The sequence below is a fragment of the Paenibacillus sp. IHBB 3054 genome, assembly GCF_051594305.1.
Lineage (GTDB): Bacteria > Bacillota > Bacilli > Paenibacillales > Paenibacillaceae > Paenibacillus_AQ.
Genome location: NZ_JBOFBG010000016.1, coordinates 17,892 through 41,500 on the forward strand (window position 1 = coordinate 17,892; position 23,609 = coordinate 41,500).

At 52.3% G+C, this 23,609-nt stretch carries 18 protein-coding genes and 1 other annotated feature; all 18 genes read right to left on the reverse strand.

Annotated features, from left to right (window positions below):
* Window positions 1-3: 3 nt before the first annotated feature.
* On the reverse strand, window positions 4-693 hold the full coding sequence (gene radC / locus ACQ76X_RS17995; protein ID WP_038595695.1) for a RadC family protein: 690 nt from the start codon (window positions 691-693) through the stop codon (window positions 4-6).
* 20 nt (window positions 694-713) lie between these two features.
* Complete coding sequence (locus tag ACQ76X_RS18000; RefSeq protein ID WP_438495297.1) at window positions 714-1,322, reverse strand: Maf family protein; 609 nt, start codon at window positions 1,320-1,322, stop codon at window positions 714-716.
* A 33-nt stretch (window positions 1,323-1,355) separates the two neighbouring features.
* Window positions 1,356-1,601: a DUF4321 domain-containing protein gene (locus tag ACQ76X_RS18005; RefSeq protein ID WP_038595700.1), complete on the reverse strand. Its 246-nt coding sequence runs from the start codon at window positions 1,599-1,601 to the stop codon at window positions 1,356-1,358.
* A 237-nt stretch (window positions 1,602-1,838) separates the two neighbouring features.
* Window positions 1,839-3,110, reverse strand: a complete 1,272-nt coding sequence (locus ACQ76X_RS18010) for an SPOR domain-containing protein (protein WP_438495298.1) — start codon at window positions 3,108-3,110, stop codon at window positions 1,839-1,841.
* A 79-nt stretch (window positions 3,111-3,189) separates the two neighbouring features.
* Window positions 3,190-4,371: a glycosyltransferase gene (locus ACQ76X_RS18015; protein WP_438495299.1), complete on the reverse strand. Its 1,182-nt coding sequence runs from the start codon at window positions 4,369-4,371 to the stop codon at window positions 3,190-3,192.
* Between the two features lie 175 nt (window positions 4,372-4,546).
* Window positions 4,547-5,728 carry a glycosyltransferase family 4 protein gene (locus ACQ76X_RS18020; protein ID WP_438495300.1) on the reverse strand — a complete coding sequence of 394 codons (1,182 nt, stop codon included), beginning with the start codon at window positions 5,726-5,728 and terminating at the stop codon, window positions 4,547-4,549.
* Window positions 5,729-5,896: 168 nt separating this feature from the next.
* Window positions 5,897-7,093 carry a GGDEF domain-containing protein gene (locus ACQ76X_RS18025; protein WP_438495301.1) on the reverse strand — a complete coding sequence of 399 codons (1,197 nt, stop codon included), beginning with the start codon at window positions 7,091-7,093 and terminating at the stop codon, window positions 5,897-5,899.
* A 58-nt stretch (window positions 7,094-7,151) separates the two neighbouring features.
* The gene (locus tag ACQ76X_RS18030) at window positions 7,152-8,309 is read right to left on the reverse strand and encodes a GGDEF domain-containing protein (RefSeq protein WP_438495302.1); all 1,158 of its coding nucleotides are present in this window, start codon (window positions 8,307-8,309) and stop codon (window positions 7,152-7,154) included.
* 198 nt (window positions 8,310-8,507) lie between these two features.
* The gene (gene murC, locus ACQ76X_RS18035; protein ID WP_438495303.1) at window positions 8,508-9,887 is read right to left on the reverse strand and encodes a UDP-N-acetylmuramate--L-alanine ligase; all 1,380 of its coding nucleotides are present in this window, start codon (window positions 9,885-9,887) and stop codon (window positions 8,508-8,510) included.
* A 7-nt stretch (window positions 9,888-9,894) separates the two neighbouring features.
* Window positions 9,895-11,271, reverse strand: a complete 1,377-nt coding sequence (locus ACQ76X_RS18040; protein ID WP_438495304.1) for a bifunctional folylpolyglutamate synthase/dihydrofolate synthase — start codon at window positions 11,269-11,271, stop codon at window positions 9,895-9,897.
* Window positions 11,272-11,276: 5 nt separating this feature from the next.
* Entirely contained in the window at window positions 11,277-13,913 is a 2,637-nt protein-coding gene (locus tag ACQ76X_RS18045; RefSeq protein WP_438495376.1) for a valine--tRNA ligase, read from the reverse strand.
* Window positions 13,914-14,086: 173 nt separating this feature from the next.
* Window positions 14,087-14,370: a binding site (T-box leader), on the reverse strand.
* 220 nt (window positions 14,371-14,590) lie between these two features.
* Window positions 14,591-16,009 carry a LysM peptidoglycan-binding domain-containing protein gene (locus tag ACQ76X_RS18050; RefSeq protein WP_438495305.1) on the reverse strand — a complete coding sequence of 473 codons (1,419 nt, stop codon included), beginning with the start codon at window positions 16,007-16,009 and terminating at the stop codon, window positions 14,591-14,593.
* 138 nt (window positions 16,010-16,147) lie between these two features.
* Window positions 16,148-17,569: a glycosyltransferase family 4 protein gene (locus tag ACQ76X_RS18055; RefSeq protein WP_438495306.1), complete on the reverse strand. Its 1,422-nt coding sequence runs from the start codon at window positions 17,567-17,569 to the stop codon at window positions 16,148-16,150.
* 336 nt (window positions 17,570-17,905) lie between these two features.
* Window positions 17,906-18,763, reverse strand: coding sequence for a KPN_02809 family neutral zinc metallopeptidase (gene ypfJ, locus ACQ76X_RS18060; protein WP_438495307.1), 858 nt, complete (start codon window positions 18,761-18,763; stop codon window positions 17,906-17,908).
* A 164-nt stretch (window positions 18,764-18,927) separates the two neighbouring features.
* A complete protein-coding gene (locus ACQ76X_RS18065; protein ID WP_438495308.1) occupies window positions 18,928-19,374 on the reverse strand; it encodes a hypothetical protein in 447 nt (148 codons plus the stop codon).
* Between the two features lie 526 nt (window positions 19,375-19,900).
* Entirely contained in the window at window positions 19,901-20,773 is an 873-nt protein-coding gene (locus ACQ76X_RS18070; RefSeq protein ID WP_438495377.1) for an RluA family pseudouridine synthase, read from the reverse strand.
* Window positions 20,774-20,844: 71 nt separating this feature from the next.
* A complete protein-coding gene (gene hemL / locus ACQ76X_RS18075) occupies window positions 20,845-22,146 on the reverse strand; it encodes a glutamate-1-semialdehyde 2,1-aminomutase (protein ID WP_038595727.1) in 1,302 nt (433 codons plus the stop codon).
* A gap of 32 nt (window positions 22,147-22,178) precedes the next feature.
* Window positions 22,179-23,177 (reverse strand): porphobilinogen synthase, encoded by a 999-nt coding sequence (gene hemB / locus ACQ76X_RS18080; RefSeq protein WP_438495309.1) that lies wholly within the window; start codon window positions 23,175-23,177, stop codon window positions 22,179-22,181.
* Window positions 23,178-23,609: the final 432 nt, after the last annotated feature.

Below are 23,609 nucleotides of genomic sequence, written 5' to 3' on the forward strand. Positions count from 1 at the left end.
ATATTACATGTACCCTTTTTCTTTCAAACTTACAAATCTGCTGTCTCCGATAATCAGGTGATCCAGTACGTCAATTCCGACAATCTCGCCTGCCTGAAGAAGTCTGGAGGTCAGGGAGATATCCTCCGGACTTGGCGTAGGATCGCCGCTCGGATGATTATGTGCGCATATAATGGCTGCGCTGCTGCATTTCATGGCTGCCCGAAACACCTCACGGGGATGCACAATAGAGGCGTTGAGACTGCCCATGGACAATGTCTCCTGCGCTATAACGTGATTCTTCGTATTCAAAAAGAGACAGACAAAATGCTCCTTCTGCAAATAACGCAGCTGCTCGGTCAGAATCTCCGCCGCGTCCTGCGGACTTCGGATGGTAACCGGCTCGGTAAGCCTGGAGTTCGCCATCCGTCTTCCCAGCTCTATGCCAGCTTTCAGTTGCACGGCCTTGGCAGGGCCGATGCCTTTAATATTCGTCAGTTCGTCAATGCTCAGGTCAGCCAGTCCGCGGAGGCCACCAGCCCGTCCCAGCAATTGCTGGGCGATATGAATAGCTGATTCCCGGCGTGTGCCTGTACGCAGCAGTATAGCCAGAAGCTCCGCTTGACTTAATGATTCCGCCCCATAATGCATCATGCGCTCTCGTGGTCGTTCTTCATGGGGGAGGTCCCGCAGCATAAATGTTTGCGACTCCATCCCGATCCCTCTTTCCTCCGCTATCCTTGCCGGCCCAGCACCGAAATGCCAACCCGGGACAGCATACGCTCAAGCAGCGACAACGGCAGTCCAACCACATTAAAGTAACAGCCTTCAATCTTCTCCACCAGGGTGGCACCAAGTCCTTGTATCGCATAGGAACCGGCCTTGTCGGCAGGTTCTCCAGTCGCTATGTAGGCGGAGATTTCCTCTTCGCTTAATGCTCTCATAGTTACTGAGGTTACCCGGTGCTCTACCAGAATCTTGCCCTCTGGCAGCCCGATGCAGGCCACTCCGGTGTACACCTGGTGGGTCTTGCCTTGAAGCATTCCCAGCATAACCCTGCTGTCCTGCTCGTCCACAGGTTTACCAAGCACCTTATCATCCAGCACAACAATCGTGTCGCTGCCGACGATAACGGCATTACGCTTGCCGGCAGCAGGGACCACAGCCTCCGCTTTACGCAAAGCCAGACTGCGCACAATCATCTCCGGTGTGAATTCCGGCGGTGTACTCTCGTCCGCATCACTGGAAATCACCTCGAAAGGCAAACCCAGCAAAGACAGCAATTCCCGGCGGCGCGGCGAACCCGAAGCAAGAATAATGAGGCGTGAATTGTCAGATTCCACGTATAAACGCCCCTTCCCAATCAGCAGTGACCATTACAGCCTCCGGTACAGCCATACGGCAGTAATCATTCCGGCAAGACTGAGCAAGCACAATTTCAAATGAATAGTGATGTCATAGGTTATGATGTCCAAATCGGCTTGCGGGGACCACTTGAGTACCGTCGAGGTTGTAAGAAAAGACAAAGTTTTTACAGGCTCCAGCAGCTTCGCGATCCACGCTCCGGCCAGCCAGCCCAGAATGAGAAATAACAGCAGTGTTCCTACATTTTTTTTCTTCATCTAAGTCTTCCCTCGCCATTTTTTGACACCTTAATTATTATACGGTGAAACTGAGTTCAATACAAACGCAAAATCAGGTGCGGAAATGATTACCATACACGCAGTCACGAGGCAACTGTCTAGTGGAGCTAACTGGGGTTGCGGCTTATTTAACCTTACCTGAGTATAACCCTGCAAGCAACACATAAAATCCCCCATTCAGCAGACGCAGCCGGATGGGGGATTTTGTATTTACGCTTACACCAAAGTTGACACCAGGCCCTTCTGACCGGTCAGGAAGCTCAACATGGATTCCTGCACTTCCCAAAGCAGACCCGGTGCTTTGTTCTTCTCATATTCATTCAGGGCAGCCATTCCCCGGCTCATTGCTTTCTCAAGCCCGGCGCATATGCTCTGCCCTTCAGGGGTCAGACCCGGCTTCAGCGCTTTGAGCGCCTCGGTCCACTCCATATGAAAATTGCTGACTGCCGATTTGTCCAACGTCTGGACTTCCCCGCTTAACAAGGATGCAGACAGGCTGCTCAGCTCATTAAGCAGTTGTCCGCTGGCCGTGAAATAACCCTCCACAGCTTGCGGCGTTCCGGCATAAGCAACCTGCTCTGCAGCCGGCAGCTCCACTCCTCTTACATAAAGCTCAATCCCCTGATTCTTCAGGCCGCTGCTCAGCAGCTTGGCCTGTTCGCGGTCAGGCGATATCCCGGCGTACACCCGGTTGCCGTCTGAAGGATCCAGCCCTGCGGCAAGTCCGGCGGTAAGCAGTTCCTGCTGAGCCTGCGCAGCTCCATCAGGTGTGCTGAACACCCCATATTGCAGCAGATAATAGCTTTGCGCCGCTACCGCTACCTGAATGCGGCCTACTTCACTGCCCGCTGGACCAGCATTCGGCAAACCAGTGTCTCCGGCTACCGGCTGGTTAGCTGTCCCGGCGTTCTGATTCTGCATGGCTGCAGCGCCTGGCTTGGCGTTCTCTCCAACCTGCGGACTCCCTCCGCTGATGAAAGACAATGCTGCGTATCCGAGCAGCAGTCCCGTACCAACGGCTCCAGCTATGGAAAGTGCAAACTTCCACCAGTAGGAGGGACGGCGGGTATGATAAGAGCCGCCATATCCGGCACTTGACAATGAAATGTCACCGAACCGCTCAGCGCTATCATTCCACTCCTCACCAGGATACTGCGGAACCCTCTCCCACACATCGGGGTCAGGATATGGGGCTAACAACGGTTGCTTGGACGGCTCGGCTTCCCATCTGGCTCCCTCCCACTCCTGACCGTGAGAATTATAAGGTTCCAGATCGTCATTTCCGATATCATCCGGAGGCTCTTCCCCTCCAATAGTAAAGCCGGTATCGTAGGGCCCTGTATGATACAGGGAAACCGGAGTGCGGTGAAGCTCCTTGTTCTCATAATCTCTTGCCGTCCCCAGCCCCGCGCTGGAACGCCGCTCCACCGGTTCAAGCTTGCCCTTGTCCTTATCGATATCAAACCGGAAAGTCATTCTTCCGTTCATCAAGCGTCACACCTCGCTATCGTCTAATCTATATGAGAATATATGATAGAGAAGAGAGGATTATGCTATTTTGATATGATTAGACCAAGCTGAGCACTTTAGCCCTAACATTGTCCGCTTCGTAATGCTTCTGCAGCGTCCGGTAGGCATGGTCCGCAATAATTGCACCCAGCTCCGGGGTCTGGAGCAGCTTCACCACATGGTCGGCTATCCCGCCGGTTGTGCCCGCCAGCAAAATATTCCGCCCCGGCTCACAGATCAATTCTTCCGAGCCCTTCAGGCTAGTAACTACCGGAGTCTTGAGCGCCCATGCCTCCAGAATCTTCGAATGCCCGCCGCAGCCTTCACGCAGTGTTGCAATAACGGCCCTCGCCCGGCGTATGTATTCCCCCTCCTGCTCGGGCTCTTCAACAATCACAACAGAGGGATCACTTTTGGCCAAAGCCAGGATTTCGGGATGTGTCTGACCACTGAAAATATAACATCTGCAGTCCGGTACTTTCGCCTTAATGAAAGGGTAAACCTTGCGATAGAATACCAATGCAGCATTTCTGCCCTGGTTCGTATGCATATTCCAGTGAAGGACAATGGAGTTGTCTTTAACGGGCGGTTCAGCAGCACAATAGTCGTTCAAATCGATAAATGGAGGGACTACGTGTACCTTGCCGGCATCTGCAAAGGATAAAGCCTTAAAGGACAGGGCATCCCACTCGGAGGCTGTCAGCAGCAGAGCTGTTTTATTCATTAATTTGCGTTCTTCCCGGCGGTACAATGCTGCATTCAATTGATGGTAACGTCTGCTTAAGCCCCTTTTGCCGGCAGCTTTTCCTTCCGACTGTCTGCTCTCCAAACGATGGGCATCCGTAATAATCATTGCGTCGGGTAACAGTGAAGAGATCATATCAATGCAGTTTCCAAGCAAGGGATGCGTTATAAACACATGGCTGTATGTATGCAAACGACTGAGCGCAGTGATCTCCGCACGCAAGTCTTTGTTGGCATCGGCCAAAATAGTGCGGCTGCGCAGCTTGTTCAAGGAACCGAGCAATGAGCTTCGCTGCCCGGGCACCCGTGTTACCCTGTGGACTTTAAGCGCCGGTCCAGCCGTATAGGGGGCCTCCCAGTCGCAGTGGCAATATTCCAACAGATCAATATCGAATCTCTCCAGCAATATGCCTAGATAATTCTCCGTTCTTACTTCTCTCTCAAAATCTTCCGGATAATGATGATGTGCGGATAGGAACAGCATTCTCTCTCTCATGACTATAGCTCCTTGGTTCTATGAAAATGATTGTTCTTCTAATAAGATTCAGAAAAAAAAGGCAGGAGAGGTAAGCGTCCTGCCACTTTTTATGAAACTTTAGTTGTAGATCAATAGTACCGCATTTTCAATCGAAAGATTGTCGATTTATGGGAGAAAAGATTATTTATTTAATTTAGACCAAACTGAGCAGCTTTTCCCTGACACTTTCAGCCTCATAATTTGCCATCAGTGTCTCATGCGCCCGGTCTGCGAGTACCAGGCCCTGTTCATGATCCAGGAGAAGTTTCACCACACTGTCTGCAAAAGTTACGGGATCATCAGCAATCAGAATATTCCGGGAATGCTCGTACAACAGGCCTTCAGCTCCCTTTGTACTAGACACAACAGGTGTCTTCAGCGCCCATGCCTCAAGGATCTTCAGGCGTGTTCCGCTGCCTTCCTGCAAGGGGGCGATAACTACCTGGGCCTTACGGACATAATCCGCTACGCTGTCCACATAGCCGGTAATCACAATGGAAGGATCTTTTTCACCCAGAGCAGCCACCTCAGGATGTACATCCCGTCCTACGATATACCATTTGATTTCTGGTACCCGGGCTTTCACAAGCGGATAAATATCACGGAAAAAGTAGGTCGCTGCATTCACATTTGGGAAATAGTTCATATTACCCGGAAGAATAATCCATTTTTCCTTAGGGGCATTAACAGTTGTACGGTAATCGCTGATACGGATGAAATTAGGGATAACATGCACTTTATTTGCATTCTTGACAGAGATCGACTTGAACGCTAAACCATCCTGTTCCGAAGTAGTCAGCAGCAGGTTGGTTTTGTCCATCAGCTTCAGCTCATCCCGTTTCGTCCAATGTGCATTCAGTGAGTAGAAAAGCTTAGCGAATCCGCTTTTCTTATGAGCCAGCTGGGCTGACAGGTTGCTCTCGAAATTATGGGCATCGGTGACAATGACAGCGTCCGGCAACTCGTCCCGTACAATATCAATGCAGCAGCCAAGCAAGCTGTGTGAAATAAACACATGGCTGTAGCGGTTCTGATTACACAGTCTCTTAATTGCATCCTTCATGTCCACATCGACATGGCTCATATAAGAACAGTTGCGCCATGTATAAAGTGAGCGCAGCATCGCCTTGCGGTAATTCATGGTTCGTTCCACTTCATGCACAGTAAGTGCGGGTATGGCCTCTTCTTTGTCAACCTGCCTCTGATTCCTGAAGGTCAGGAGATCCACATCATATTTGGTTAGCAGAATATTTAGAATATTTCCGGTTCTGAGCTTGCCTCCACTATCTTGCGGAAACGGATTCTCTGCGGATATGAACAGTAATTTCTCCCTCATATTTTTGTCTCCTAATCTCCATTTTTTTCTGTATGTTCTATAGCGATGTTATGTGTCTAGCATATATTACCCCAAAGTGTATCTTCTTTTTGTCGTTTTATGGATTTTCGAGAAAAAAATTTCAAAAAAGCCCGAATTTCTGGAATGTCAAGAACCTCGCCCCTCCCGTTAGGGCAGAGGCAAGGTTCTCGTTAGCCGGCTTCTGGAGACACAATTCCGGCCCTGCTGCTTCGCTTCGTACAAGGCGTTATCACTCAGCTTATACAGTGTATTCAGCGGAACCATTTCTGCCGAGGTGACGGTAATTACCCCGATGCTTATGGTATAGGGCATCGGTAGCCCTTCGACAACCGTATCAAGTACGGAAAGGCGCAGCCGTTCGGCGATTTCATCACTTGCTGCCTCATCCGCACGGTGCAGAAACACGGCGAATTCCTCGCCGCCGAACCTGCCGAACAGATCACCGTTAGCGAGCTGCCCTTCGATTTTACCTGCAAAATCCCGCAGCACCTTGTCCCCGGTATCATGGCCATAGGTATCATTTATACTCTTGAAATGATCCACGTCCAGCAGCAGGAACGAGAAAGGGGAAGCTTCATTGGCAGCAGCAGCAAGCAGGGGGCCGGCACGTTGCACAAACGCTCTGCGGTTAAGAATTCGAGTCAGCTCGTCATAGGTCGATACCCGCTCCAGCTCTGCATAGATCCGCTCCCGGGAAAGCAGCATAAAACCTGCTGTCCACAGGAACAACAACAGATAGACAGCAATATAAAAAAACGCTTGCAACAACCCCGAAGCCGCAGTGTCTGCTGCCTCGGTTCCTAAGAACGGCTCAACCGCCCGTCCCAGCAGCGACAACATCACGAGGCTGTAAAGCAGGCCCATAATTTTTTGCAGCGGAGTCTCTTTCAGCTTCACGCAGAGAATATACACCGGATAAGCCATCAGCCCCACAATGGACAGGGATGTCCAGACGATGACAATAGGCTGAACCCTCAAGGGAAACAGCATTTCTATCACCAGCAGTCCGGCCCCGGAGCAGCCTGCAAGCGTATAGTACCTTCTCATCACCCGGTCTGTGCTTGCTCCGAGCAGCTTCAGCAGAGCTAACATCTCTGCGGTTGCTCCCGCCAGGCAGCCCAGCGCAAGGATCAACCGAAGAAACTTAAAGGGTGTAGAATCCTCCAGCAGCAGCAAAATCAGGATCACCAGCTGAAGCAGCTTTGCAACAATAAATAATCTGGAGGTTCCATCCCTCGGGTAACGGGAATGGTAGGCCAATACCAGCAGCACCGTAAAAAGATCAGCGAAAAAAAGGCAAACGAGCAATGTCTTAAGATCAAAATGGACAGCTATAAATTTCACCTTCCTGCATCTATAACCATAGGCATATGTATTCTCCAATCCACCTGAGCATCTGCGCTTACCGGGAGATCACTACACAATTTCGGCCTTGCTGCTTCGCCTGGTATAATGCCCGGTCCGAGAGCTTATACAGCATATTGAAGAATGTCCGGGGAGTGGGCAGAACGGTAATCACACCGATGCTGACTGTATACCCGCAAGGCAGATTCAACTTTGGGGCATCCATCACAGCGGTGCGCAGCTGTTCCGCTTTGCGGCCGCTGTCCTCTTCGTTCAGCCCATAGAGCAGAACAGCAAACTCTTCGCCGCCCACTCTGCCGAACAGATCGTCGTTTCCAAGGCTGCTCTCAATCGTAAATGCAAAATCCTGCAAGACCTTGTCCCCTTTATCATGACCATAGGTGTCATTGACTTCCTTGAAGTGATCCAGATCCAGCAGTAGAAGGGAGTAATACTCCTGTTTTCTGACCGCAAGAGTCAGCTTCACTTCCGCCTCCAGAAGAAAAGCCCGGCGGCTCAAGATCCCTGTCAACGTGTCGTAGGTGGCCATTTTCTTCAGCTTTTTATAAGAATGCTCATTGGAGAGGAGAATAAAGGCTGCGGTACCTACAATCAGCAAAAAGAACATTCCCAGATAATATAGATATTGCGCGGTATTCGCAGACAAGGCGCCCATGCCGGGTTCCAGAAACAGGGCCGCGAACGCCCGTCCCAGCATTGACAAGCCAAACGCATAAAATACGAATCCCAGCATACTCTGAAGCGGTGTTCTCTCCTTGTTAGAGGTCAGAAGATACGCCGGCAAAATCACAAAAAACATCGACCACAGCGATGTAGACGCGACCCGAAAATTCGGACGGTTAAAAAACAGCGCGATCATGCAAAAGCTGATTATACTGCCCACGATCAGCACTAAATAGTACAGCTTCACCCTCTGCCCGAACATGCCCATCATCATTAGCAGCGCTGCAATCTCCATGAAGCCTCCGACAAGAATGAGCCCATTGCTCAGTGGAATTCCAATAAAGCGCGGGATAACATCCCACAGCAGGATTGAACTCCAATACAGGACCTGCACCCACTTCGCAGCAATAAATACGCATGAAGCAATGTCCTTCGGGAAGTGGAAGCGGTAAAAGGTGACGAGCAAGGCAATAAATAAATTCCCAAAGATAAACAAGTATAACAGCGTTGTAATATCAAGCTGGAAGTTCATGAATACACCACCATATACACGGAAATCAGTACTCTGTTGTCACAAAACTATAGCATTCCAAGACTCTGCCCGCAACATCATTTGCAGATTTAGGACTCTATAGCAAAAAGCGTATTTTGTCCGGCATAACGGACAAAATACGCTTTGGCTTCATGAGAATCAATTCTGCATTAACGGCTCACAGAAGTCATCCTATTCTTATTTTTCAAGTTCCCGCAAGTCATCAGCCAGTGCATACCCAACCTTCCAGATATCACCTGCACCCATCGTGATCACCAGATCACCGGGAGCGATACGGCCCCGCAGGTCAGCTAGCACGGCTTCTTTGGTAGGCAGATGCCTTGCACCGGCGTTGCTGTTCTGTATAATCAGCTCCACCAGCTTTGCGGAAGTGACACCTTCAATCTGCTTCTCTCCGGCCGGCGAATAGATATCCGTAATGATCACTTCATCAGCTTCGCTGAAGGCACGGCTGAACGCATCCAGCAGAAAGAAGGTACGGGTGTAGCGCTGCGGCTGGAACACGGCAATAATCCGTTTGCCGGTTGCTTTGGCTGCGCTGATCGTTGCCTGGATCTCCGTTGGATGATGGGCGTAATCGTCTATTACAAGAATATCATTGATTTCGCCAAGCACCTGGAACCGGCGCTTCGCTCCATGGAATTTCACGATAGCTGCAGCGATTTCTTCAAATGCAATCCCTGACTTCAGACAAGCAATGACCGCAGCCATTGAATTATACAGATTGTACTGTCCGGGAATGGAGAGCTCAATGCGCCCTAGCACTTGACCGCCGCTGTTCATTGTATACGCCACCTGCCGGTCGCCGAGCACGATGTCAGTGGCTATATAATGAGCGTTCTGATGAATACCGTAGGTAATCACCGAGCCCTTAACCTCAGGTAAAAGGGTGCTGACAGTCTCATCATCCGCACACACAATCGCGGTGCCGTCTTCGCGCAGCTGGTTCATAAACTGCACGTAAGCGGCCTTCAGGCGGCCGAAGTCACCGCCGTAATTCTCGAGATGATCCGCTTCAATATTCGTTACGATCCCCAGCCAAGGATGATACTGCAGGAACGAGCCGTCGCTTTCATCCGCTTCGGCCACAACAAACTCCCCTTGTCCTGCCTTGGCATTCGTACCGACATTCATAATCTCTCCACCGATAATATAGGTCGGGTCCACTCCGCAATCTTCCATGATCAGCGCGATCATCGAAGAGGTGGTAGTTTTGCCGTGCGCGCCGGCGACAGCTACCCCTTTGCGTTCATTCAGCAGCCGGGCCAGCATTTGCGAGCGGTGCAGAACCGGGATTTTGAGACGTTCTGCCTCTACCCATTCCACATTATCGCTTGCGAGTGCTGTAGAATAAACAACCAGATCTGCACCCTTAACCTGTTCCGCAGTATGTCCAATATAAACTTTGGCACCTTTGGCAATCAATTTCTCGGTTAATTCCTGAGCTGCCACATCGGAGCCCGTAACCGTATATCCCATTTCCAGCATCACCCGGGCAATCGCGCTCATTCCGTAGCCGCCGATCCCTATAAAATGCACACGTTCAGTAGTATCCAACAGTTCGTCACCAGCCTTTTTCAGAATCGGGTTGCTGCAAAAGCGTACTTCGTACATCAGAAATCAAATACAGCGTTCCGGACACGACAGCAAGGTCGTCTTCCGCTGTGATCGATTGCAGCAGTTGCAGCGCCTTACCCCAATTACGTTCTACTATGATTTTTAAGTTTTCTTTAGCATATTTCTCACGCAGACGTTCTGCGATGGCCTGCAGATCTTCCGCGTCCATTTTCTTCCGGAAATCCGGTTCGGTCAGGATGAGCGTATCCACTATAGGCAGTATATGCTTGAAGTATGACTCATGATGCTTATTTGCCAGCATCCCCATGAGCAAATTTAATTTACCGTATTTATAAAACTGCGGAAGGCTCTTGGCCAGGCTCTCCGCACCTTCGGGGTTGTGCGCCCCATCCAGTACAATGCGCGGAGAAGCACTTACCTCTTCCAGCCTTCCAGCCCAGAATGTGCTTCGGAAACCCTCCAGCACATCCTCATCCTCCAGCATAAAAGCCATATATTGCCGCAGAACCTCCAGCGCCATCATGGCCCCGGCCGCATTGCTGAGCTGATGCTCGCCTTTCATGGCAATGCCGATTTCAAGGGAGCGGAAAGGACCCTTAAAGTTAAAGCTCTGCACGCCGTCTTTGATTCCGGCTAGCTCATAGCTGAAATCTTCTCCGGCCAGATAGAGGGTAGAGCGGCTGTCTGCCGCTTTGGCCTTAAGCACCGCTATCACTTCCGGCTGGCTCACACAGCTGACTGCAGGAACACCCGGTTTGATAATTCCGGCCTTCTCACCGGCAATTTCCTCCAGCGTATCTCCCAGCACATCGGTATGATCATGTCCGACATTCGTAATCACGGACACAATAGGTGTCACGATGTTTGTTACATCCAGCCTTCCCCCAAGCCCCGTCTCCCATACGACTACATCCGGATAACAGACCTCCCCGAAGTAGAGAATAGCCAGCGCTGTAGCCACCTCGAACATCGTCGGTGAACCAAGCTCGCTGTCTGCAATTTCCTGTACCAGCGGGCGAAGCTTATTCGACAGCTCCAGCAAAGTATCTTCGGGAATATCCGTTCCATTGTACTGGAAACGGTTAGTGAACTTGGTGATATAGGGCGAAGTAAAGGTCCCTACACTGTAACCGCTCTGGATCAGCACACTGGTCAAAAAAGCGCAGGTCGAGCCCTTTCCGTTCGTCCCCGCCACGTGAATGAATTTCAGCTTGCGATGCGGACGGTCCAGCTTCTCCATCAGCAGCTCAATCCGCTCCAGACCCGGACGGATGCCGAAAGGAATCAAACTATTGATCCACTCTACCGCTTCTGTATAGGAACTTAAGGGAGCGGTACCGCCGCTCCCGATGATCTCTTCCATATCCCTTATCCTCTCAGCTCTGCGATGCGGGCGAGCACTTTCTCGCGTTTTGCGGAATAGTCCGCCTGCTTTGCACGTTCCTCTTCGATGACTTTTGCCGGCGCCTTGGCCACGAAGCCCTGATTGCCGAGCTTCTTCTCCACGCGCTCTACTTCGCTGTTCAGACTCTGAACTTCTTTTTCCAGACGGATAATTTCCTGCTCAATATCGATCAGCCCCGACAGCGGCAGAAGAAGCTCTGCGCCCGTAACTACTGCGGACATGACTTTATCCGGCGTCTGCGGATCAAGGCTTGCTTCGAACGAAGATGTGTTGCAGAAGCGTCCGATGTAATTGTCGTTGCGGGTAATGATGCTCAAGGTGTCTTCATTTCCGGCTTTGATGATCAGCTCAACCTTCTTGCTCATCGGCACATTCACCTCGGCGCGGATATTACGAACCGCACGAATGATGTCCATTAGCAGGGTCATTTCTGCCACTGCCTGCGGATTCTCAAGCGCCGCATCATATTTAGGCCATTCCGCCAGGGTGATCGTTTCGCCTTCATGCGGCAGATGCTGCCAAATTTCTTCGGTAATGAACGGCATGAACGGGTGAATCAGGCGCAGCGTACGGTCCAGCACATAGGCCAGCACCGATTGCGTCTTCGCTTTGGCAGCAGGGTCAGCTCCATAAAGCGACAGCTTCGCGAACTCGATATACCAGTCACATAAATCATCCCAAATGAAGTTATACAAGAGGCGGCCGGTCTCGCCGTACTCGTACGAGTCAATTAGACGCGTAATATCACGAGAAGTTTCGTTCAAGCGATGCAGAATCCAGCGGTCTGCCGTGCTAAGCTCACCTGTAATGTCAATATCTGCAAAGTTTACGCCTTCCAGATTCATCAGTGCAAAGCGCGAGGCATTCCAGATCTTGTTGGCAAAATTACGCGCCTGCTCTACCTTCTCCATGCGGAAACGCAGATCCTGTCCGGCTGTGCTGCCTGTCGAAATCATATAACGCATAGCATCTGCACCATATTGCTCGATAACATCCAGCGGATCAATCCCGTTGCCGAGCGATTTGGACATCTTGCGTCCTTCGGCATCCCGCACCAAGCCGTGCATAAATACATCGGAGAACGGCTTCTTGCCGGTGAACTCCAGCGCGGAGAAGATCATGCGCGCTACCCAGAAGTAGATAATGTCATAGCCGGTAACCAGGACATTGTTCGGATAAAACCGCTGATAGTCGCTGCTGCTTTCATCCGGCCAGCCCAGTGTAGCGAACGGCCACAGATTGGAGCTGAACCATGTATCGAGAACGTCCTCATCCTGCTTCAGATCATCAAGTCCGCTGATTTCGCGGGCTTCCTCTTCCGTATACGCTACAAACACTTCACCTGTAGATTCCGAGTACCAGGCCGGGATGCGGTGTCCCCACCACAATTGGCGGGAAATACACCAGTCACGCACATTTTCGATCCAGTTCAAATACGTTTTCTCAAAACGGTCCGGCACGAAGTTGACGCCGTCGCCGTTCTTCTGTGCCGTGATGGCAGCTTCAGCCAGCGGCTGCATCTTCACGAACCACTGGGTGGACAGATAAGGCTCAACCACTGCGCCGGAACGCTCGCTGTGTCCTACCTGATGCAGATGGTCCTCAATCGAAATCAGAACGCCCTGCTCTTTGAGATCAGCAACAATCGCTTTGCGGCATTCGCTGCGGTCCAGTCCCTGATAAGGACCGGCCTCCTCGTTCATCGTGCCGCCTTCGTCCATCACATTGATCTGCGGAAGGTTGTGGCGCAGGCCAACTTCAAAGTCATTCGGATCATGGGCCGGAGTGATCTTAACCGCGCCGCTGCCGAATTCTTTCTCTACATAGTCATCGGCGATAATCGGAATTTCCCGGCCGATGACCGGAAGGATCAACGTTTTGCCGATTAGATCCTGATAGCGTTCATCCTTCGGATGCACCGCTACCGCCGTATCGCCCAGCATCGTCTCCGGACGTGTCGTTGCTACGGTGATGAATCCGCTGCCGTCTTTAAGAGGATAGCGCAGGTGATACAGGTGGCCGTTAACCTCTTTGTACTCAACTTCAATATCGGATAAAGCGGTACGGGCTGCCGGATCCCAGTTGATAATGCGCTTGCCGCGGTAGATCAGTCCTTTACGGTATAACTCCACAAATACCTGGCGTACACCGCTGGACATCCCTTTATCCAGAGTGAACCGCTCGCGCGAATAGTCGAGGGACAGGCCCATCTTGGCCCACTGTTCATGAATGGTCTTGGCATACTGGTCCTTCCACTCCCATACCTGCTCCAGGAATTTCTCGCGGCCCAGATCATGCCGGGAAAGGCCCTGCTGGCGCAGCTTCTGCTCCACCTTGGTCTGGGTAGCAATACCAGCATGGTCCGTTCCCGGGAGCCAAAGGGTATCGAAGCCCTGCATCCGCTTGGTACGGATCAGGATATCCTGCAGCGTGAAATCGAGCGCATGCCCGATGTGCAGCATCCCGGTTACATTCGGCGGTGGAATTACAATGCTGTAAGGCTCTGCTTCAGGCCGCATTCCAGCCTTGAAGAACTCCTTCTCCATCCAGTAGGCATACCATTTCTGTTCAGCCGCCTTCGGATCATATGTAGTCGGCATATCGCTCTTTGCGCTATTGCCCTCAGCAGCATCCTGTGCCGGATCTTGCGGCTTCAGCAGCTCTGCCGCCGCTTTGTTGTGATCAGCCATTCTAAACCCTCCATTTAAGTAGCATTGGTAGATGTATCTCTGAAGCTGGACCTCTGAAAAAAAATACAAAAAGGCCCTTCGTCTCAAAGGACGAAAGGCCATTCTTTCGCGGTACCACCTTTGTTTCGCGCCAATAAAAAATAAACACCGTTCCGGTCCCATAGGTTCCGGAAACTTAGCGCGACACTCACGCAGATAACGGCTGCAACCGGCCACTTCCTAACCTGTGCTTCATGAATCTGAAGACAAGCTCAGAGGGGCAACTCCGGGGCGACTTCGGTGGCTGCATCCTGCGGAAACTCACAGCAATTTATAGTTCCGCTCTCTGAAGGGCTGACCGCCTACTCTTCCCGTTCCCAGTCTTTATTAAGAATTTACTTAATCCAATAATACATTTAGTACTATTCCTAGTCAACCAGCATACACACAAACTGAGGGACTTATACCGCCCATTTCTAAAATTAGCCTCCTTCGCCTGATTCGAACCCCTGATGTTCATCCTTAATCTCAGCTCAGAGGACAGAAATACAAAAAATCCCGATCTCATCCGATCGGGATTCTGACACCGATGCGCCTGCCGGCATCTCTTAAGGGATATACAAAACTTGGCCTTCCTCCACATTCTGACCGGAAAGACGGTTGTACATGACAAGCTCTCTTGCACTGAGCTGATATTTCTCCGCTATAGTATCGATTGTTTCTTCACGCTGGACAATGCAGAGACGCACTTTACGGAACAGATCCTTGCCGTTCAAGCCACCGATAAAGCGGCTTTTCCATTCCCCGTCACGGCCGGAGTCCGGAACAGGCGCCGCCACAGATGTATCCTCGGCGATAAGCTCTTCCTGTTCCTTGCGGGAGCGGCTGGAGCTGAGCAGGGAAGAGAAGGTGAGATGCTCCTTCGCGGGAATATCTTCTTCTCTCTTGCTTCCCAGGGCAACCTTCAGATCCGGCTTCTCCTCCTGCGGAGGTGCTGCTTCCTTAGAGATCACGCCTTCGCCCGCGTTCTCCTGATCAGCGTGAGATACGGAGCTATCCTGAGCAAAAAGTGCCGCATAGTCCCCATTTTCAGCAGAGAAATCCTCTTCTTCCTGATGGGACGCATGCGCCTCCGCGGCTGTATTCTCAGCGGCAGCATCCGAAATATCCTTTGCGCTGCCTGAACTTTCGGTGCCTGATACTTTGGCAATGTCAGAACTGTTAAAGGGATTTGTATAGCCAGCCTGATTTCCAGCGGCCGGAACGGCCTGTTCCGCTCTCCCTTGTGCCCCGAAAAAGTGACCCGAAACAGGTTCGTTGTTCGCAGTTCCGGCTGCTGATGTCCCCTGCGGGCTATCAAAGCTGTGTGTCCGCACCTTCACTTCCTTGTCCTTCTGCTGGGCCGGTGGGGATGCAGCGGGCTGGTGGGTGAACACGGTGCCTTCCAAAAACAGCGGATTCACTGCAGCTTCAGGACCACTGTGGGCAAACTCATGCTCCTCAGCGAAACTCTCTGCGGTGCCTTCGCCATAAGTCCACACTGAGTTTTCATACAAGGCATCGTTCTCATGCTCCCGGGCCTCTACCCTAACCCCCGGGGCCTGTTTTTCCTCGTCAGGTGAATAAGCTGCCGTGTACTCCTCCTGCTGCCAGGCGGGCTGCGTCTCCGCTCCCCCGATTCCCCGCAGCGAGAGTACACCAGTTATATTGACCGTACGCATCGTAAGCAGGTCGATATCGAAATTCTCGATCTCCACCCCTATGTCTTCAAGTGAGCTGACCCGGGTCAGCGGTACTGTGATTTCAACAGGAATGGCATGCTCCAGACGTTCCGTCCGGTCATTCTCACCCCGGTAGAGTCCGGTGAGCAGAAGCTGTCCGTACAACTCGGCCCGGTCCTCCCGCTGAATCACCTGGATTTCCGGAATCAGCTCCACCTCTTCCAGTTCAGCGATTCCCGGAAGTTCTTCCGAAAGGTGGATGCGTTCATAAATATCAAACCGCAAACCGTGGGACTGGTCAAACACGGGAAATGTCCTCCTTCTTGGCATAATCTAACCCCGAGACAAGCCCAGAGCATAAGCCCAAAATGTTACTCCTCTCATGTATATGCTTCAATCAGAAAGGCATGACAACTTTGGACACTTCATCAGAGCGGCCGTCTCTTATTGCTTGTCAAAACCAAGAATACGGGCATCGGGAACGGAATAATCCAGCGGCAGCCTGCTTCGCAGAACCGGCACCAGTGGATTGCCGGGGGTAATGCTGCCCAGCAAATCAGCCGGATGAAAAGCTCCCTGAATCGCTCCGGCTTCCTTTTCCACCGCCAGCATTTCGCCTCCGGTTCCCCCTCTACGCCAGGCTTGTTTTCCCACCGCTTTGCGGTACACCTTAAGCGTTCCTTCCGTCATGACATCCAGCGAGCGGCAGCGGACCGCCCATTTTCTCGCCTGGTTTCCTGTCCGCCCGCGCAGTTCATCATCGCCTAGCAGCAGAAGCAGCAGCTCCGCCAGCCCCCCTGAATCTTCCGCGGGAAAGATCCAGCCTGTTTCCCCGTGCTTAACCATTTCCGGCATTCCCGTTGTCCCAGCCACAATCGGTGCAATACCGGCAAGCTGGGCTTCTGTGACCGAGTAGGGCTGCGTATCCTGCAGGCTGGGCTGCACATAGATATCGGCCTGCTGCAACGTGGCTGGGATATTGTCCAAATTACCCACAAACACCAGATGTCCCTGAATCCCCAGCGCTGCCGCCTGTGATCTCAGCTCTTCCAGGAGACTACCGCTCCCGGCTAAGACGCAGACCCAGTCCTGACGGCTGCGATGCACCAGACCCAGTGCACCGATCAGCACATGCACGCCCTTGATGTACTCGAAACGGCCGGCGTACATAATCACCTTATGTCCCCCGCCAAGCTGTACCGGGGAAGGCAATGCAGCCTTGTCATTGTACTGCTCCAGGTTGATCCCGTAAGGCAGCGTATGAATCCGCTCCGGAATGACGCCGAGCTCATTCACCAGTTGACCGATCCATTTTGAAGAGACCAGGATCAGATCGGCGGCATGTGCGCCAAGCTGCTCAATCCGGCGGAAATAGCTCCAAATCGGCCGACTCTCGTATTTCTCCTTCGTAAGCTCCGGTTCAATCCCCTTATACTCGTAATACGACTCCCGGGCCAATGCCCCGTGAATGCTGGATACCAGCGGCACCCGATTTTTCATCACCCGCCGCAGCGCGTAAGTGGAGATGGAATCCTGGGCGTGGATGAGATCATAGTCCTCCAGGCCGAGCACAGCCGCTCCCGCCTCAAACACATAACGGCCAATTTCAAAACTGAAGATGCCATGCTCCAGGTACAGATGCGGAAACCGCTGAGGATCGAGATAAGGCAGCAGCGTGTTATAGTATGCATTTTTATCAAAATAGCTCTCCTGGTTCAGCAAATATAACGTATTGCTCTCTACATGGCTTCCCATCAGTGTAACAGAATGCCCCTGCTCGCTCAGCTTGTCTGAGAGCTGTTTCATATACGTCCAGATTCCGCCCATATTAGTGAGTCCCCAGTAGGTGACCAGCAGTATTTTCATGAACCCCTCTCCCCGGCTTGTAGAATTCATTCCATGAGGAGCAGCCTGCTCCGCGTTAACAAAGTATTATATGACCAGCGCTGGCTATAAGGCATGGGCAACAGTCTCTTTCTATGAAAAAAAGCACCTGCCCGTTAATAGAAGTAGGTCTGCCGACCAGCTGCTGGAATCCAAAAAGCCCGGAAGGAAACGGCTTTCCTCCAAAGAATAAAAGCCTGTAGACGAGGCCGTAACGGCTCTGTCTGCAGGCTTATTTATACTTGGCTTAGCTCGCTCCCGCACAGGGGGATGGATGGTTCTCCGGGTTGAACGGCTGACACTTTGCCCTCTCATATTCTATAGCTGGGCAGCGTTAAAAGTATCTCCGCCTTCAATGGTACCGGAGTTAAAACCTTTGTAGAACCAGCGTTTCCGCTGCTCCGAAGACCCGTGGGTGAAGCTGTCCGGCACCGCATATCCTTGTGCCTGCTTCTGGATCGTGTCATCGCCAACCGCACTCGCCGCCGTCAGAGCCTCCTCCAGATCGCCTTCTTCCAGCAGGTTCATGCCCTGGGCGTGATTGGCCCAGACTCCGGCCAGATAATCGGCCTGCAGCTCGAACCGGACCTGATATTTATTGAATTCCTTCTCGCTCAGACTCTGGCGAAGGGAATTCAGCTGCTCCGACGTGCCCAGCAGGGTCTGTACATGATGGCCCACCTCGTGGGCAATGACATAAGCCATCGCGAAGTCGCCCGGCGCCTGGAAGCGCTGCTGCAGCTCATCATAGAAGCTCAGATCAATATACAGCTTGGCGTCCCCGGGACAATAAAACGGCCCTACTGCCGAAGTGGCCGTTCCGCAGGCAGAATCCACACTGCCGCTGTACATTACAAGCGTCGGATCCTCATAGGTCATTCCCTGCTGCTTAAAAATCTCACCCCACACCTCCTCGGTGTCGGCAAGAACCACGGATACAAATTCGGAAAGCTCCTGCTCCTCAGCCGTCTGCTCATAAGGAGCTGAAGAATTGGTACCGCTGGATGTCAGGTTCCCTAATATATCCCCGGCATTGCCCCCGCTGAGCAGTGTTACAATCACTACAAGAATAATTCCGCCGATCCCGCCGCCAATGACCTTCCCGCCGCCCCCGCCTCTGCCTCTGCCTCTGCGGTCCTCCACATTCGAACTGCCTCTTCTTCCCTGCCATTTCATGGCTATGCCCCCAGTCGTAGGATCGTTAATGTGCCAAGCTGCATTTCGTAAGGGTATATATCTTATTAGTGTTATACCCAAAAACGGCAGATTGGCACTTCCACTTGCTGGGGGGCGGGAAATAAGGGGGGACACGAAAGTAGAAACACAGCGGCACTACTAATTTAGCTGCAATTTTCTTCAACACTTACATCATCATTTGTAATGATGACCTTGGAATGTCCCGATAAGGACTCGGTATACGAACATATCCCGACCGTTTTCGGCGAGTCCTCATCTCTTGGATCGGTATACTTAAGATAAATTCCGCCTTCGCCGGAAAGGCTTAGTTCAGGGCTGATTTTCACCTTTCTTCCACTGGGTATCCCTTGCTCGAAGCTTTCCTTGGAACTGCTCTCAATGATCTGGCCAGCGGAATCACTCGTAAGGACCCCAGTTTCTACGGAAAACAGATCGTAATCGGATTGATTGTCTACGGTCACAGTAAAACTGCCAAATTGCTGAATCAGTTTCACAACATCCGAACCGGCAGTAGCTGCAGTAATACTCCCGCCAATTATTAAAACCGCATCGAAGACGGCTATCGTTACAGAGATTCTGTTCCATTTCATCTGCTGTCCATCTCCTTTATTAGAAAGACGAACCGAGACGTAGAAATGTATCATCCCGCTAAATATTTAGCACGGCTGGTGCTTTAAAGGGGCGACACCCAGCTTTCCCACTATTCGCTCACCTTTCACCAATTCGGAGGTACTTGTACCTCTCATTCGCCAAATCGCTCACCATCTGCCTATTCGGATGTACTTGTGCCTCTCATTTCGCCAAATCGCTCACCTTTCACCAATTCGGAGGGACTTGTACCTCTCATTTCGCCAAATCGCTCACCTTCCGCCTATTCGGAGGTACTTGTGCCTCTCATTCGCGGATTCACATCTTCAAGTTTGCGACTTATTCACATTTGTGATTGTGGTTGTTAATTTTCCAACAACAAAAAAAGACGCCAAGGTGGGAGTCGGGACTGCATCCTGTCTCACAAACAGGTACAGCCCCTTCAGCCTCGGGTCTCTTTATAGTTGCATTATAAAATTTGATTGTCTTTAGATCATTTAGTCGCTAGGCAACTCCAACAGACTGATTTCAGCCTATTGTCCCGCCGTCCAGTTCCTCCCGCAGCCGCAGCATATCTTCCGGCCATGGATCGGCTATTTCCAGCCTTTCCTTGCTCCAGGGATGGCTGAAAGCCAGCACCTCACCGTGCAGAGCCTGACGGCTGCTGCCTGTCAAACCCCAGCGCGGCCCGCCATACAGCTCATCCCCGTACAGCGGATGCCCCATATGGCTGAGGTGAACGCGGATCTGATGCGTACGTCCGGTTTCCAGCTGCACCTTAAGCGAAGTGCCGCCTTGCAGCACCTCGCGTCCAAGGATTAACGTTACCGCGGATTGTCCTCCGGGCGACACACGCCTGCGCGCCGCATGATGGCGGTCGCGGCCAATTGGGGCGTCGATCACCTTGAGCGCAGGCGGGACGACGCCCTCCACAATCGCGGCGTACCGCCGCGATACCACCTTCTCGCGCATGTCTTCATCGAGTACAAGCTGCGCATATTCATTCTTCGCATAGAGCACAGGACCCGTGGTATCCTTGTCCAACCGGTGTATATGCCTCACAGCGACGCCTCCGCCGGAAGCAGCATAATGCGCTGCAACAACATGATCCAGCGTTGTATCTGACCCGCTGCCGTCCGGGTGAACCGCCATACCCGCAGGCTTATGGACAACAAGGCAAAAGTCGTCCTCATACAGCACTTCAAGCTCCTGCCACATTGGCTCAATGCCCGCTTCGCGGTAAGGAAAAAGCGCCAGCCGCAGCCGGTCGCCCTTCCACTGGATGCCGCCTTCGCGGCGCAGCCGGGCATGGAGCTTCACCGGCATCCCGGCCGTCTCCAGCAACCAGCGGTCTACCGCAGCCTGCGGATCAGCTGCTCCGGTAACGACCCGGCCGGGCATGGCCTCCAGCCATTCGCCGCGCCGGGTCCAGGCGCCGCCGCCCTGGACCAGCGCATTATCTGCTCCAGACGTCACAGTGACTTCAGGGCGTTCAAGTGAGCTTCGATAGTATCATCGATATCCTGCTCGCTGTGTACGGCGGATACGAACATTCCCTCGAACTGCGATGGCGGAACACTGATGCCCTGATCGAGCATCTTGGCGAAGTAGCTGCGGAACATATCCAGGTTACTGGTTTTGGCCGTTTCGAAGTTGATTACCGGACCTTCGGTAAAGAACGGGCAGACCATGGAGCCCACACGGTTAATTGTCAGCGGAATGCCGGTCTCGGCGCTATTCCGCTTAAGACCTGCTTCCAGACGTGCGCCGAGTGTCTCCAGGCGGTCGTACACCTCTGGCGTCAGCAGCTTCAGCGTGCTGAGACCGGAAGCCATCGCCAGCGGATTGCCGCTGAGCGTACCCGCTTGGTAGATCGGGCCGGATGGAGCGATCTGTTCCATAATCTCTCTTTTGCCGCCATAAGCGCCTACCGGGAGACCTCCGCCGATTACTTTGCCGAAGCAGGTCAGATCCGGTTCAATGCCGAACAGTCCCTGAGCGCAGCTGCGGTTCACGCGGAAGCCTGTCATGACCTCATCAAAAATCAGCAGTGCTCCGTAACCCGTCGTCACCTTGCGCAAGCCTTCAAGGAAGCCCGGAAGCGGAGGCACAACGCCCATATTCCCGGCAATCGGTTCTACAATAATCGCAGCAATCTCACTGCCATAGCGTTCAAAAGCGATTTTGACCCCTTCCAGGTCATTGTACGGCACAGTGATCGTGTTGACCGCTACGCCTTCAGGCACGCCAGGGCTATCCGGCAAACCAAGCGTGGCTACGCCGGAGCCGGCTTTGATCAGCAGGCTGTCCGCATGACCATGGTACGAACCCTCAAACTTGAGGATTTTGCTGCGTCCGGTAGTTCCCCGAGCCAACCGGATCGCACTCATAGTAGCTTCTGTACCGGAGTTGACCATCCGCACGATATCCACTGAAGGGACACGTTCCACCACTGTTTTGGCCATTTCCGTCTCCAGCAGCGTAGGCGCGCCAAAGCTTGTCCCTTTTACCGCCGTCTCCTGCAAGGCCTTTACGACCTCGGGATGGGCATGCCCCATAATGAGCGGTCCCCACGAGCAGACGTAGTCAATAAAGCTGTTGCCGTCGATATCGTAAATGCGCGAACCCGCGCCATGATCCACATAAACCGGTGTCAATCCTACGGATTTGAACGCCCGCACCGGGCTGTTCACCCCGCCGGGAATATACTGCTTCGCTTCTTCAAAAGCTGCACGGGAAGCTTCTTCCCGGCGCGCCAATGGCACATTACCCATGGTTCCTCACTCCTGTTCTATTCTTGATTAGCTTAGCCCTGCAGCCAGCGTGCCGCATCCTTGGCAAAATAGGTAATGATAATATCCGCTCCTGCACGCTTCATACCGGTCAGCATTTCCAGTACTACCGCCTGCTCGTCGATCCAGCCCTGCAGTGCTGCCGCTTTGACCATGGAGTATTCTCCGCTCACATTGTAGGCAACCAGCGGCAGATCGAACTGGTCGCGGATGGTCCGGATGACATCCAGATAAGCCAGCGCCGGTTTCACCATCAGCATATCTGCACCTTCCAGCACATCCGAATCCGCTTCACGGATCGCTTCCCGCAGATTGGCCGGGTCCATCTGGTAGGTTTTGCGGTTGCCGAACTGCGGAGCAGAGTCAGCGGCTTCACGGAACGGGCCGTAGAAGGCCGAAGCATATTTTACCGAATAGGACATAATCGGCACATGCTCGAAGCCATTCTCATCCAGTCCGATGCGGATCGCCTGCACGAAACCATCCATCATGTTGGAAGGTGCGATAATGTCCGCCCCGGCCTTGGCCTGCGATACCGCTGTACGGGTCAGCAGCTCAAGCGAAGCATCGTTGATGACATCGCCGTGTACAACACCGTCTACTGTATGGGTATGAACCATCCCGCAGTGGCCGTGATCGGTGAATTCACACAGGCAGGTATCGGCAACGACCAGCAGCTCAGGATACCACTGCTTGATCAGCCGCGTAGCTTCCTGCACGATGCCGTCATCGGCAAAACCAGAAGAACCAATCGCATCCTTGGTCTCAGGAATGCCAAACAGCAGCACAGCAGGAATGCCCAGTGCAGCAATCTCATCCACTTCGGCCTTCAGCATGTCGAGCGAAAAATGATACACACCCGGCATGGAGCCGATCTCATTCTTCACACCTGTTCCATAGGTTACAAAAATCGGCTGGATGAAATCCAGCGTATTTAATATCGTCTCACGCACCATTCCGCGAATTCCGGCTGTCCCGCGCAGACGGCGGTGCCGTGTAATTGGAAAACTCATTGGACATCCTCCTGTATAGTAGATATATAAACACATAAGTTAAGTGATCTATTGAAGAATAGCCCAGCTGTGAACTGAATGAGACCCGAAGAGGGGCACTCATGTAGTCACAGGCGAACTCGGTCGGACTGAGGTGAACTCTGAGTTACTCAGAAAAACACAGGCAAACAAAGGGCAAACCAGGCAAACCAGGCTAACTAAGCAAACTAAGCAACTAAGCAACTAAGCAAACTAAGCAAACTAAGCAAACTAAGCAAACCCAGCAAACTAAGCAAACCAAGCAACTAAGCAAACCAAGCAAACCAAGCAAACCAAGCAAACCAAGCAAACCAAGCAAACTCAGACAAACACAGGTAGATTGCGCTAACTGCATTCTCTGCAACTAAATTCACAATATGCCCGCTGTTTTGCCGCCTAAATGTACTTCATACA